The following is a 12,111-nucleotide window of genomic DNA, read 5'->3' as shown; positions in this document are numbered from 1 at the left end:
GCAAGTTTTTTGCTTTCCTAATTCGTTTATACTTTGGGCATGAGTGTAACCCATGAAAAAACAATGCTGAAAGCTTTTGATCGAATTGACATGCAAGCGACGACCGAGCGCGCTGTCGTGCTGGCCCGCACCACCTTGCAGATCGAGTCCGACGCCATCGTTGCGCTGCATGCGCGCCTGGCCACGGACGACAGCGTCGGCCGCGCCGTGGCGATGTTGCTGCAATGCAAGGGAAGAGTCGTCGTCTCCGGCATCGGCAAGTCCGGCCATATCGCGCGCAAGATTGCCGCCACCCTCGCTTCCACCGGCACGCCGGCCCTGTTCGTGCATCCGGCCGAAGCGGCCCATGGCGACCTGGGCATGGTCACGTCGGACGATGCTTTTATTGCCATATCGTACTCCGGCGAATCATCGGAACTGATGGCCATCATGCCCGTCGTCAAGCGCATGGGCGGCGTGCTGATTTCCATGACGGGCAAGCCCAATTCGAGCCTGGCGCAATTGGCCGACGTGCACCTGGATATTTCTGTTGAGAAAGAAGCCTGTCCGCTGAACCTGGCGCCGACGGCCAGCACCACCGTCACCCTGGCCCTGGGCGACGCGATCGCCGTGGCCTTGCTCGACTTGCGCGGCTTCAAGGAAGAAGATTTCGCCCGCTCGCACCCGGGCGGCGCCCTGGGCCGCCGTTTGCTCACGCACGTGCATGACGTCATGCGCAGCGGCGAACGCGTACCCAAGGTGCCCGTGGACGCTTCCTTGCTGCAGGCGCTGGAGGAAATGACGAAGAAAGGCATGGGCATGACGGCCGTCGTCGACGCGGACAACCGTCCCGTGGGCGTGTTTACGGATGGCGATCTGCGCCGCATGTTTGAGCGCGTGCAGGATTTCACGCAAGTGGCGATCCGCGACGTCATGCATGCGCAGCCGCGCAGCATCGCGCCCGAACGCCTGGCCGTCGATGCCGTGGCCGTGATGGAGCAGTTCCGCATCAACCAGATGCTGGTCGTCGATGCCGACGGCAAGCTGGTGGGCGCGCTGCATATCCATGATCTGACGCAAGCGAAGGTGATCTGATGGACAGCGTGGCGGACAACCTGGCGCGGGCGGCCAAGGTCAAACTGATGATCTTTGACGTCGATGGCGTGCTCACCGACGGCAGCCTGCATTTCGGCCCGGACGGCGAGATGATGAAAACGTTTAATGTGTATGATGGCCTGGGCATCAAGCTGCTGCAGGAATCGGGCGTGCAGACGGCCATCATCAGCGCGCGCCGCTCGGCCATCACGGCGCGCCGCGCGCAAGACCTGGGCATTACCCATGTGCACCAGGGCGGCCACGACAAGCTGACGCCGTTTCGCGAATTGCTGGCGCTGACGGGCTTGACGGAAGAGCAATGCGGCTATATCGGCGACGACGTCATCGACGCGCCCATCCTGAAGCGCGTGGGCTTTGCCGTCAGCGTGCCGGGCGGGCGTCCGGAGGCGCAGGGCCTGGCGCACCATGTGACGCAGGCTGGCGGCGGCCGCGGCGCGGTGCGCGAGATCTGCGAATTCCTGCTGCGCGCCCAGGACAACTATGCGCGCGTCATGGCGCCGTTCCTGGAGTGAGGCGCGCCGCCTCGCCAGTGACCTTTGAAAGAGTGAAGCCCTATGCGTAAGCCAGGAGGCGCCCATCGCTGGCGCATGATTTTTACCGTGCTGGGCGCGGTTGTCGTCGCGCTGGGCAGCTTTTGGCTGCTCGAGGTGATGAACAAGAATGGCCAGGACATCACGGCCAGCAAGCATCTGGATGAACCCGACTATTTCATCACCAATTTCAGCATGGTGCGCATGGACTTGACGGGCAAGCCCAGCTATATCGTGTCGGGCACCAAGCTCACGCATTATCCGCTGGACGATTCGTCCGATATCGACCAGCCCTTCGTGCGCAAGCTCACGCCAGGCATGCCGCCGATGAACATGAATGCGGAATTGGCGCATATCGACCAGGACAATACCCGGCTGCAACTGCACCGCAAGGTCGTGATCGACCGCGTGGCCAGTCCGAAGGCGCAGAACCTGACGGTCAAGACGGAAGCGCTGACGGTGTTCCCGGACGAGGAAAGAATGGAAACGGACGTGCCTGTCGATATCCTGACGGGCGCCTCGCGCATCAATGGCGTCGGCATGAAGGCGAATAACGCCACCGGCGTGGTGGAAGTGCAGAATGCGCTGCGCATGGTCCTCCCGCCGAAACCGCGCCCGGCCGCGGCGGCAAAATGACAGAATGAAACAAGGAAACCATACTATGAAGAACATCTTGCTGTTGACCGTATTTTCGCTGGCCATCATGGGCGCGGCGCATGCCGAGAAGGCCGATTCCGAGAAGGAAGCCGTCATCACGGCACGCAGCGGCCACGTCGATGACGTCAAGCAGGTGCGCACCCTGACGGGCGACGTCGTGCTGGTCAAGGGGACCCTGACCATGAAGGCGGGCCGGGCCCTGATCACGGAAGACCCGCAAGGCTACCAGTTCATCACCTTCTGGGCCGATCCCGGCAAGCTTGCGACCTTCCGCCAGAAGCGTGATGGCGCGGGCGACCTGTGGGTCGAAGGCGAAGCGGAGCGCGTGGAATACGACAACAAGACGGAAGTGGTGAAACTGTTTTCCAGAGCCAAGCTGACGCGCCTGGAAGGCGCGAAAGTCACCGATGTGGCCAATGGCGCTTTCATCTCGTATGACAGCCGCAAGGAAGAATTTGCGATGGAAAATTCCAACAGCGGCACCAGCACCGCCGATGGCGGCAGCGTGCGCATGGTGATCCAGCCGAAGACCAAGGCGCCGGCAGCGGAGAAAGCGCCGGCCACGCCCGCGCCAGGAAAGAAATAATGGAAAATACACGTTGCGGCAGCACCCTGATCGTTCGCGGGCTGCAAAAAACCTATGGCAAGCGGCAAGTCGTGCATGATGTTTCGCTGCAAGTCGAATGCGGCGAAGTGGTGGGCTTGCTGGGCCCGAACGGCGCCGGCAAGACCACCTCGTTCTACATGATCGTCGGCCTGGTGCCGTCCGATGGTGGCAGCATCGATATCAGCGGCGTGGATATCTCCAGCCTGCCGATCCACCGCCGTGCGCAGATGGGCCTGTCCTACCTGCCGCAGGAAGCGTCCGTCTTCCGCAAGCTGACGGTGGAAGACAATATCCGCGCCGTGCTGGAAATCCAGACCGTCGAAGGCCGCCCGCTGACGAAGGCCGAGATCGAGGAGCGGCTGGATAAATTGCTGGCCGACTTGCAGATTGAAAAGCTGCGCGAGAACCAGGCGCTGTCCCTGTCCGGTGGCGAACGCCGCCGCGTGGAAATCGCCCGCGCGCTGGCCACCGATCCCCGTTTCGTGCTGCTCGACGAGCCGTTCGCCGGCGTCGATCCGATCGCCGTGATCGAGATCCAGCGCATCGTGCGTTTCTTGAAGGAGCGCAATATCGGCGTGCTGATCACCGATCATAATGTGCGTGAGACGCTGGGTATTTGCGACCGCGCCTACATCATCAACCAGGGCTCGGTGCTGGCGTCGGGACGCCCCGACGACATCATTGCGAACGAGTCGGTACGCCGGGTCTATCTGGGCGAACACTTCCGCATGTAAGCCAATGAAACAATCATTGCAGCTGCGCACTTCGCAGCACCTGGCACTGACGCCGCAGTTGCAGCAATCGATACGCCTGTTGCAATTGTCTACTCTGGAATTGCACCAGGAACTCGAGCAATTGCTGACGGACAATCCCTTGCTCGAACGCCTCGATGATCCGCTCGACCGCTCGCTGCGCCTGCTGTCCGACGGGGCCTTGAGCTCCACGGCCGCACCGGCCGAAGCGCCGCCCCAGCCACCAGGCCAGGAGGCGCCCGTAGCGCCGGCCGAAGCGGAAGCGTTTGACGGCGAGGGGGGCGACAGCCCGGCCGCCGCGGATGGCGGCGACAGCGACTGGAGTGAGGCGAGCCGGGGCAAGGCGCCCGACGACGAAGATTCGCGTCCGCAATTGGAGGCCCATCACTGCACTCTGCGCGAACACCTGATGGAGCAGATGCGCGTGACGGTGCTCGAATTGCGCGACCGCGCGCTGGTCGAGCTGATCATCGACGCGCTCGACGACAATGGCTACCTGGAAGAGTCGCTCGACGACATCCTGGCGCGCCTGCCGGAAGAGCTGGAAATCGACGCCGACGAGATGCGCACGGCCTTGTCGCTGCTGCAAAGTTTCGATCCGCCGGGCGTGGGCGCGCGCAACGCGTCCGAATGCCTGGCTCTGCAAATCAAGCGCTTGCCGCACATCGCCATGGTGACGCGGCGCATGGCCCTCGTGATCGTGGAAAAGCACCTGGCCTGGTTTGCCCAGCGCGATTTCAACAAGCTGAAAAAAGCCCTCGATTGCGACGATGAAGACTTGCGCGAAGCGCAGACGGTGATTCGCCAGTGCAATCCGCATCCGGGCGCCGTGTTCGCCTCGGACGTTTCCGATTACGTGGTGCCCGACGTCGTCGTCAAGCGCGCGCGCAATGGCTGGCAAGTGACCTTGAACAACGACGTCATGCCGCGCCTGCGCGTCAACGCCATGTACGCCAACTTGCTCAAGCAGGGCAAGGGGGAGGGCGCCATGGGCGCACAGTTGCAGGAGGCCAAGTGGCTGATCAAGAACATGCGCCAGCGCTTCGACACGATCCTGCGCGTGGCACAGGCGATAGTAGAAAGACAAAAGAACTTTTTCTCGCATGGGGCCGTTGCCATGCGCCCCCTTGTGCTCCGTGAAATAGCTGATACACTGGGTTTACACGAGAGTACTATCTCGCGGGTAACAACTCAAAAGTACATGCTGACCCCGCACGGCATGTTCGAGTTGAAATATTTCTTTGGTAGCCACGTCGCCACCGAAGCGGGGGGCGAAGCGTCATCGACGGCGATACGGGCATTGATCGTGCAACTGACAGGAGCAGAAGACCCTAAAAATCCTTTATCCGACAGTAAGATTGCGGACATGCTGGGGGAACAAGGCATGGTGATTGCGCGACGTACTGTTGCCAAATACCGGGAAGCATTAAAAATTCCGCCAGTGAGCCTGCGTAAGTGTTTGTAAGTTTTTTTCGGTTCCTCTGCGGGCCGGATAGGATGGACCGCACGAACCCGATCATCTTTAGGAGTGTGTATGAATCTCACCATCAGCGGACATCATCTCGAAGTGACACCAGCCATCCGTGAATACGTACAAACGAAGCTGGAGCGCGTGAAACGTCATTTCGATCAAGTCATCGATATCGCCGTGATTCTGACCGTGGATAACCTCAAAGAGAAAGAAAAACGTCAAAAGGCTGAAGTCAACCTGCGTTTGAGCGGCAAGACTGTCTATGTGGAAAGCTTGGCGCACGACCTGTACGCCGCGATCGATACGCTGATCGACAAGCTCGATAGGCAAGTGATGAAATACAAAACCAAAGTGCAAGGGCACGGTAAAGAGGCGATCAAGCATCTGCCAGACAACTCCGAGGAAGAAGCCGTCGTCGCCGTCTAAGGCCACCCGCTTCCAGCAGTTGTGATCAACTAAGGGCGCACATTGCGCCCTTTTTTGCGCCCAGCGGAACGCAATGTTCCCCGCGCAGGCATTAGAATATTCGCACTTTCACTTCTTTCCTGCCTGCCATGAGCGACTTCGTCCAGACTTCCATCCGCAACCGCACCGGGCACATCGTGCTCGACCGTCCGAAAGCCTTGAATTCCCTGTCGCTGGAGATGGTGCGTGCCCTGAGCGCGGCCCTGCTGGCCTGGCGCGACGATCCGCAGGTGGACGCCGTCGTGATCCGCTCCAGCAGCGACAAAGCCCTGTGCGCCGGCGGCGACATCCGTTTCTTTTACGATGCGGGTCTGGCCACGCCGCAAGGCGGCAGCGCCCTGTTGGAAGATTTCTTTACGGAAGAATATGCTTTAAATCATTTAATTCATTTTTACCCGAAACCGTATATCGCCGTGATGGATGGCGTGGTGATGGGCGGCGGCATGGGCGTGGCGCAAGCCGGGCCAGGCAACCGCTTGCGCATCGTGACGGGCCGCACGCGCATGGCCATGCCGGAAGTCAATATCGGCCTGTTCCCGGACGTGGGCGGCAGTTATTTCCTGTCCCGCCTGGCCGGCCAACTGGGCCTGTACCTGGGCTTGACGGGCTTGACGATCAACGCGGCCGACGCCCTGTACACGGGCCTGGCCGATGTCTGCCTGCCCGAAGCGCAGATAGGGGCGCTGCTGGACCTGTTTGAATCGACGCCGGGCGAGGCCTTGCCGGTGGCCATCAAGGCGCTGGCGGCACCATTCCAGGCCGAGGCAGGCGTTTCTCCCCTGGCCACGGCGCGCGCAGCGCTGGACCGCCATTTCAGCGCCGGCTCCGTGGCGGCCATCATGGCTTCGCTGGCGCAGGACGACAGTGCGTTCGCCGCCAAGGCGCTGGCGGCCATGCGCCTGCGTTCGCCCTTGATGATGTCGGTGACCCTGGAATTGCTGCAGCGGGGCGCCCACCTGGGCGTGGCCGATTGCCTGCGCCTGGAGCGCACAGTCGTACGCCACAATTTCGAACATGGCGAAGTGCTCGAGGGCGTGCGCGCGCTGGTGGTCGACAAGGACAATGCCCCTCGCTGGAACCCCGCCAGCCTGGACGAAGTCGACGCGGCCATGGTGGCGCGCTTCTTTACGCCCGTCTGGCCGGCCGCGGCGCATCCGCTGCGCCACCTCGATTAACTAGCTGCGCTCGCGGTGGCGCAGTACCACACGCTCGTTGGGGCCGAAATATTGCGCCAGCCGCTCCGCCATGTACACGGAGCGGTGCTGGCCGCCCGTGCAACCGAGGGCTACCGTCAGGTAGCTGCGGTTGTCGGACTTGAATGACGGCAACCATTTCTCGATGAAGGCGCGGATGTCGGCCAGCAGTTCCAGCGCGCTGGGCTGCGCGTCGAGGAAGGCGATCACGGGTGCGTCGCGTCCATCGAGGGGGCGCAAGGCCAGGTCGTAATAGGGGTTCGGCAAGGCCCGCACGTCGAAGACGAAATCGGCGTCCAGCGGCACGCCCAGCTTGAAGGCGAACGATTCGAAGAACAGGGTCAGCGGCGCGCGTTCGGAGGCGACGATATCCTTGATCCAGGCACGCAGCTTGTTGGCGCTCAGTTCCGACGTGTCGATCACATGGCCCAGCTGTTCGATGGTCGACAGGCGTTCGCGCTCTTCCGAAATGCACTCGATCAGGGTGCGGCGGCTGGCCGGATTCTGGTTCGGCCGCAATTCGTGCGACAGCGGATGGCTGCGCCGCGTTTCCGAGAAGCGGGCCACCAGCGAATGCGTGGTGGCTGTCAGGAACATGACCTTGACGTCGTGTCCCTGGTCGCGCAGCAGGGCCACATTGTGTGGCAGGCTGGTCAGCGACTCGGCGCTGCGCGCATCGACGGCGACGGCCAGTTGCGGTGTACCTTCGTCGAGCAGGGTCTGCACCAGGCTGGGCAGCAAGGCCGGTGGCAGGTTGTCGACACAATAGTAACCGGTATCTTCCAGCACATTGAGCGCGACGGATTTACCGGAGCCGGATATTCCGGTGATAAGGACGATATGCATAACCCGATCATACAATAAAGACCGGCGCTCCGCTCCCAAGGCAACTATCTTTACAAATTATTGCAATTTGGACTGTAGTATTGGTTAAACAAAAGAGGGCGTGCTTCTTGCAACGCTAGTCGCCACTCATGGCAAGTCGTTGGTGAAGCAGGGAATTCACGCAGCACTGCTGCGTGCCTGCGCAACGGTTCGCCCTTGCAAGGGTGAACTCCACTGCAGACTAGTCGCCACTCATTGCTAATCTCTGCCGTTCCATGAACTCCTGCAAGGTATCGATGCCGCGCAGTTGCAAAATCGTATTGCGCACGGCCGCTTCCAGCAGCACGGCGATGTTGCGGCCGGCGGCGACGGGGATGACCACCTTGCGTACGGGCAAGCCCAGCACGTCTTCCGTGGGGAACAGGAATGGCAGGCGCTCGACTTCTTCTTCCAGCGCGTTGCGGCGCACGAGGTGCACGATCAGCTTCAGGCGCATCTTGCGGCGCACGGCCGTTTCGCCAAAGATGGCCTTGATATCGAGCAAGCCCAGTCCCCGCACTTCCAGCAGGTTTTGCAGCAGGGGCGGGCAGCGGCCTTCGATCATGTTGGGCGCGATGCGCGAAAATTCGACGGCGTCGTCGGCCACCAGGCCGTGGCTGCGCGAGATCAGTTCCAGCCCCAGTTCGCTCTTGCCCAAGCCCGAGTCGCCCGTGATCAGCACGCCCACGCCCAGCACGTCCATGAACACGCCATGCATGATGATGCGCTGCGCCAGTTTTTTCGACAGGTAGACGCGCAGGAAGTCGATCACTTGCGCGGCCGGCAGCGGGGTGGAGAACAGGGGAATGTTTTGCTCGTCGCAGATGGCGAGGATGTCGGGCGGCGTTTCCAGCCCTTGCGCGATGATCAGCGCGGGCGGACCGCCGGCGATCAGTTCGCCGATCACGTGGGTGCGCGTGTTGACCTTCAGGCGTTGGTAATAATTGATTTCCTGGTGGCCGAAGACCTGGATGCGGCCCGGATGGATCAGGTTCAAGTGGCCCACCTGGTCGGCGGCCGACGAGACGTCGCCCGAGATCAGGCGCTCGCCGCCGGGGAAGCCGGCGAACCAGCCCAGTTGCAGACTTTCACGATTATCGTCGTACAGGCGTTGTATCGTCAGCGGCGTTTGCAACATGGCAGTCTTCTTCAGGAGTGGAGGAATACCTGAAGTTTAACCTGCCGCTTGCAGACTGGGTTGCCAATTGACGATGCGCGAATGCACGGATTTCGGTTCCGGATCCGTGGCCAAGGCCGTGCGGAAGGCGTCGTCGGAAAACATTTCGGCGATTTCCGACAGGATTTCCAGATGTTGCTGGGTGACATGATCTGGAATCAGCAGGAAAAACAGCAGATTGACGGGCTTGCCATCGGGCGATTCGAATGGAATCGGCTCGGCCAGGCGCACGAAGGCGCCCAGCGGCGCTTTCAAGGTTTTGCTGCCCTTGACCCTGCCATGCGGCACGGCCACGCCATGGCCCAGACCGGTCGAGCCCAGGCGTTCGCGGGCAAACAGATTGTCCGAGACGGTAGAGCGGGCGATGCCGTAATTGTTTTCGAAGATCAGGCCGGCTTGCTCGAAGGCGCGCTTTTTACTGGAGACTTCCAGGTCCAGCAGGACGTTCTCGAGGGATAATATTTTGCTAAGATTAGTCATGACACTCAATGAAATGGTGCAATGCGCAGAGGGCTTGCGAGCCGAATTATAGGCCTGTTTCGGCGGCCTGTAACGCCAATTCTCAACAGTATACGCCCGCTGCGAGCGCAGTGGGCGCTACAGCCCACGTGGTCATCATTTTAGCAAAAAAATAACATCGGCGTGTATCGGCTATTTCTTGATTAAAAACACGCGGTGCGCCGGTTTTTCCGCCGCCGAATGCCGATTTTCCGATTTTTCAGCGTCTTTGACATGCTCTGCGGCACTACTGCAACGTTGTTTTAAAACACAGCCAACATTCCTGTTGGCATGGTTGCGGGGTGTTGTTTGGCGTTACTGGCGCGCATTGCGCAGATTGCCCGGCATCGCCCCGGTGCTGAAGTTGCTGCGCCAGGGATTGATGTCGAGGCCGCCGCGGCGCGTGTAGCGCGCATACACGGACAGTTTTTGAGGCTTGCACTGACGCAAGATATCGACAAAGATGCGCTCTACGCATTGCTCGTGGAATTCGTTGTGTTCGCGGAAACCGATCAGGTAGCGCAACAGACTTTCCTGGTCGATCTGCGGTCCTGCGTACTCGATCTGCACGCTGCCCCAGTCGGGCTGGCCCGTCACCAGGCAATTCGATTTGAGCAAATGCGAGACGAGTTTTTCTTCCACTGGCGCTTCATCGAGCGCCGCCTTCAAGAGCAGCGGCGAAGGCGTGTATTGCGTGATTTCCAGGTCCAGGCGGTCGAGCAGCACGCCGTCGAATTCGCCCATTTTCAGCTTGCCGAAATCGTCCTGCAAGGTCAGTTCCACTTGCACGGGCGCGCCGAAACCCTTCGATAAATCCTGCTTGAGCAAGGCCAGCAGCGCATCCGGACTGTCCAGCCTGGTCTGGTTGAACGAGTTTAAATAGAGCTTGAACGACTTCGATTCGATGATGTTCGGCGAATCGGCCGGCGCGCTGACCTTGGCAATCGCCACTTGCGGCTTGCCGCGCTGGTTCAGCCACGACAGCTCATACGCATTCCAGATATCGAGGCCGAAGAACGGTAATGTGCCGCGCAATTCCAGCTCGTCGCGCTTGCCCTGGCGCGGAATGGGAAACAGCAGTTCCGGCGCGTAATCGGTGCGGTAGGCGGAGCTTTTGCCCAGCGGGGATTGTTCGGCGAGGTCGTTGGTGGTGGTCATGGTCGTGTGGCGTGAATTCAGTCAAGCACGCATGGTAGCCTAATTCTCCCGACGGCGAGTAGCCGCCGCCGGGAGGTGATGCTTACCCCAGGAACAGCTTATAGACGGGATTGCTGCTTTCATCCCAGTAACGGTATCCCAGGGTATCGAGGAAGCGGGCGAATTCTCCCATTTCATCGGGCGGCACTTGCAGGCCGATGAGGATGCGGCCCACGTCGCCGCCCTGGCTGCGGTAGTGGCATAGGGAAATATTCCAGTTCGGCGCCATGCTGTCGAGGAAGCGCATCAGGGCGCCCGGGCGCTCCGGGAACTCGAAGCGGTACAGCAACTCGTCCTGTGCCAGCCGGCTCTTGCCGCCCACCAGGTGGCGGATGTGCGACTTGGCCAGCTCGTCGTGGGTCAGGTCCAGGGTCTTGAATTCGTGTTCCTCGAAAGTCTTCGCCAGCACGCTTGATTCATGTCGGTCGGCAATTTGAATGCCGACGAACACGTGCGCGGCTTTTTCATCGCTGATGCGGTAGTTAAATTCCGTCACGTTGCGCGCGCCGATGAGCGAGCAGAAACGCTTGAAACTGCCCCGCTGTTCGCGCATGGTGACGGCAAACACGGCTTCGCGGAATTCGCCCAGTTCGGCCCGTTCCGCGACAAAGCGCAAACGGTCGAAATTCATGTTCGCGCCGCTGGCGATGGTGACCAGGGTTTCATTGTTGACAGGGTGCTTGGTCAAGCTGGCCCGTTCCACATACGCCTTGGCGCCGGCGATGGCCAGCGCGCCGGACGGCTCCAGGATGCTGCGCGTATCCGTAAACACGTCCTTGATGGCGGCGCAGATGGCGTCCGTGTCGACGGTGATGATTTCATCGACATACGCCTGCACGAGGCGGAAGGTTTCCTCGCCGGCCAGGCGCACGGCCGTGCCGTCGGCAAACAGGCCCACATCGTTCAGGGTCACGCGCTCGCCCGCTTTCAGCGAACGGGCCATGGCGTTCGAATCGACGCTTTGTACGCCGATGATCTTGATGTCGGGGCGAATCTGTTTCACGTAGGCGGCAATGCCGGCGATCAAGCCGCCGCCGCCGATGGGCGCGAAGATGGCGTGGATGGGGCCGGCGTGCTGGCGCAGGATTTCCATGCCGATCGTGCCCTGGCCGGCGATCACGTCCGGATCGTCGAACGGGTGCACGAAGGTCAGCTTCTGTTCCTTTTCCAGGGTCAGCGCATGGTTGTAGGCATCCGTGTACGACTCGCCGTGCAGCACCACTTCCACGTGCACGCCGCCGCGTCCCTTGACCGCCTCGACCTTCACCAGGGGCGTGGTGGTCGGCATGACGATGACGGCGCGGCAACCCATGCGCGCGGCCGACAGGGCTACGCCCTGGGCGTGGTTGCCGGCCGAGGCGCAAATCACGCCCCGTTTGCGGTCCGCTTCGCTCAGCTTGGACATCTTGTTGTAGGCGCCACGAATCTTAAAACTGAACACGCTTTGCATGTCTTCGCGCTTGAAGTAAATCTGGTTGTTCAGGCGCTGCGACAGGGCAGGGGCCAGTTCCAGCGGCGTTTCGGTAGCGACGTCATAGACGCGGGCGGTCAGGATTTTCTTGAGGTAGTCGATGTTCATAGTCTGCAAGCAAGTGATTCTGGGCC

Annotated in this window: 13 protein-coding genes; 8 read left to right on the top strand and 5 right to left on the bottom strand. The window is 61.0% G+C overall.

The features are described 5' to 3' along the window. The first annotated feature begins 39 nt into the window (after nucleotides 1-39). The 8 genes from VPH40_RS10890 to VPH40_RS10855 all read left to right on the top strand — a co-directional run bounded on the left by VPH40_RS10890 (nucleotide 40) and on the right by VPH40_RS10855 (nucleotide 6,752). Nucleotides 40-1,074, top strand: coding sequence for a KpsF/GutQ family sugar-phosphate isomerase (locus VPH40_RS10890; RefSeq protein ID WP_442906636.1), 1,035 nt, complete (start codon nucleotides 40-42; stop codon nucleotides 1,072-1,074). Further along, nucleotides 1,074-1,607, top strand: coding sequence for a KdsC family phosphatase (locus tag VPH40_RS10885; RefSeq protein WP_077398943.1), 534 nt, complete (start codon nucleotides 1,074-1,076; stop codon nucleotides 1,605-1,607). The genes VPH40_RS10890 and VPH40_RS10885 overlap by 1 nt, the downstream gene beginning before the upstream one ends. Before the next feature lie 42 nt (nucleotides 1,608-1,649). Then, nucleotides 1,650-2,261, top strand: coding sequence for an LPS export ABC transporter periplasmic protein LptC (gene lptC, locus VPH40_RS10880; protein WP_253192771.1), 612 nt, complete (start codon nucleotides 1,650-1,652; stop codon nucleotides 2,259-2,261). Between the two features lie 25 nt (nucleotides 2,262-2,286). Then, nucleotides 2,287-2,868: a lipopolysaccharide transport periplasmic protein LptA gene (lptA, locus tag VPH40_RS10875; protein ID WP_305063302.1), complete on the top strand. Its 582-nt coding sequence runs from the start codon at nucleotides 2,287-2,289 to the stop codon at nucleotides 2,866-2,868. After that, nucleotides 2,868-3,623 (top strand): LPS export ABC transporter ATP-binding protein, encoded by a 756-nt coding sequence (gene lptB / locus VPH40_RS10870; protein WP_077398949.1) that lies wholly within the window; start codon nucleotides 2,868-2,870, stop codon nucleotides 3,621-3,623. Before lptA ends, lptB begins: the two co-directional genes overlap by 1 nt. 4 nt (nucleotides 3,624-3,627) lie before the next feature. Further along, nucleotides 3,628-5,106, top strand: a complete 1,479-nt coding sequence (locus VPH40_RS10865; RefSeq protein ID WP_328573443.1) for an RNA polymerase factor sigma-54 — start codon at nucleotides 3,628-3,630, stop codon at nucleotides 5,104-5,106. Nucleotides 5,107-5,175: 69 nt separating this feature from the next. Continuing rightward, on the top strand, nucleotides 5,176-5,538 hold the full coding sequence (gene hpf, locus VPH40_RS10860) for a ribosome hibernation-promoting factor, HPF/YfiA family (RefSeq protein WP_034778388.1): 363 nt from the start codon (nucleotides 5,176-5,178) through the stop codon (nucleotides 5,536-5,538). Between the two features lie 128 nt (nucleotides 5,539-5,666). After that, on the top strand, nucleotides 5,667-6,752 hold the full coding sequence (locus tag VPH40_RS10855; protein WP_328573442.1) for an enoyl-CoA hydratase/isomerase family protein: 1,086 nt from the start codon (nucleotides 5,667-5,669) through the stop codon (nucleotides 6,750-6,752). On the opposite strand, the gene rapZ is transcribed toward VPH40_RS10855, so the two are convergent. The 5 genes from rapZ to ilvA form a co-directional block, all read right to left on the bottom strand. After that, entirely contained in the window at nucleotides 6,753-7,616 is an 864-nt protein-coding gene (gene rapZ / locus VPH40_RS10850) for an RNase adapter RapZ (protein ID WP_099665687.1), read from the bottom strand. It lies immediately after the preceding gene. 220 nt (nucleotides 7,617-7,836) lie between these two features. Then, nucleotides 7,837-8,772 (bottom strand): HPr(Ser) kinase/phosphatase, encoded by a 936-nt coding sequence (gene hprK, locus VPH40_RS10845; RefSeq protein ID WP_034753337.1) that lies wholly within the window; start codon nucleotides 8,770-8,772, stop codon nucleotides 7,837-7,839. A gap of 36 nt (nucleotides 8,773-8,808) precedes the next feature. Further along, nucleotides 8,809-9,291: a PTS sugar transporter subunit IIA gene (locus VPH40_RS10840; protein WP_071079718.1), complete on the bottom strand. Its 483-nt coding sequence runs from the start codon at nucleotides 9,289-9,291 to the stop codon at nucleotides 8,809-8,811. A gap of 333 nt (nucleotides 9,292-9,624) precedes the next feature. Continuing rightward, on the bottom strand, nucleotides 9,625-10,467 hold the full coding sequence (queF, locus tag VPH40_RS10835; RefSeq protein WP_099665686.1) for an NADPH-dependent 7-cyano-7-deazaguanine reductase QueF: 843 nt from the start codon (nucleotides 10,465-10,467) through the stop codon (nucleotides 9,625-9,627). Nucleotides 10,468-10,549: 82 nt separating this feature from the next. Then, nucleotides 10,550-12,085: a threonine ammonia-lyase, biosynthetic gene (ilvA, locus tag VPH40_RS10830; RefSeq protein WP_099665685.1), complete on the bottom strand. Its 1,536-nt coding sequence runs from the start codon at nucleotides 12,083-12,085 to the stop codon at nucleotides 10,550-10,552. Between the last annotated feature and the right edge of the window lie 26 nt (nucleotides 12,086-12,111).

The organism is Janthinobacterium sp. P210005, from assembly GCF_036231865.1.
In the GTDB taxonomy this organism is placed as follows: domain Bacteria; phylum Pseudomonadota; class Gammaproteobacteria; order Burkholderiales; family Burkholderiaceae_D; genus Janthinobacterium; species Janthinobacterium kumbetense.
The sequence above is the reverse complement of the archived record's forward strand: the minus strand, read 5'-3'. Positions and strand labels throughout refer to the sequence as shown.

What these genes read in the sequence shown, in the direction of transcription:
- VPH40_RS10885 (WP_077398943.1), top strand. Translation starts at nt 1,074, where the DNA reads ATGGACAGCGTGGCGGACAACCTGGCGCGGGCGGCCAAGGTCAAACTG.
- queF (WP_099665686.1), bottom strand. Translation starts at nt 10,467, where the DNA reads ATGACCACCACCAACGACCTCGCCGAACAATCCCCGCTGGGCAAAAGC.
- ilvA (WP_099665685.1), bottom strand. Translation starts at nt 12,085, where the DNA reads ATGAACATCGACTACCTCAAGAAAATCCTGACCGCCCGCGTCTATGAC.
- lptA (WP_305063302.1), top strand. Translation starts at nt 2,287, where the DNA reads ATGAAGAACATCTTGCTGTTGACCGTATTTTCGCTGGCCATCATGGGC.
- VPH40_RS10865 (WP_328573443.1), top strand. Translation starts at nt 3,628, where the DNA reads ATGAAACAATCATTGCAGCTGCGCACTTCGCAGCACCTGGCACTGACG.
- hpf (WP_034778388.1), top strand. Translation starts at nt 5,176, where the DNA reads ATGAATCTCACCATCAGCGGACATCATCTCGAAGTGACACCAGCCATC.
- rapZ (WP_099665687.1), bottom strand. Translation starts at nt 7,616, where the DNA reads ATGCATATCGTCCTTATCACCGGAATATCCGGCTCCGGTAAATCCGTC.
- hprK (WP_034753337.1), bottom strand. Translation starts at nt 8,772, where the DNA reads ATGTTGCAAACGCCGCTGACGATACAACGCCTGTACGACGATAATCGT.
- lptC (WP_253192771.1), top strand. Translation starts at nt 1,650, where the DNA reads ATGCGTAAGCCAGGAGGCGCCCATCGCTGGCGCATGATTTTTACCGTG.
- VPH40_RS10855 (WP_328573442.1), top strand. Translation starts at nt 5,667, where the DNA reads ATGAGCGACTTCGTCCAGACTTCCATCCGCAACCGCACCGGGCACATC.
- lptB (WP_077398949.1), top strand. Translation starts at nt 2,868, where the DNA reads ATGGAAAATACACGTTGCGGCAGCACCCTGATCGTTCGCGGGCTGCAA.
- VPH40_RS10890 (WP_442906636.1), top strand. Translation starts at nt 40, where the DNA reads ATGAGTGTAACCCATGAAAAAACAATGCTGAAAGCTTTTGATCGAATT.
- VPH40_RS10840 (WP_071079718.1), bottom strand. Translation starts at nt 9,291, where the DNA reads ATGACTAATCTTAGCAAAATATTATCCCTCGAGAACGTCCTGCTGGAC.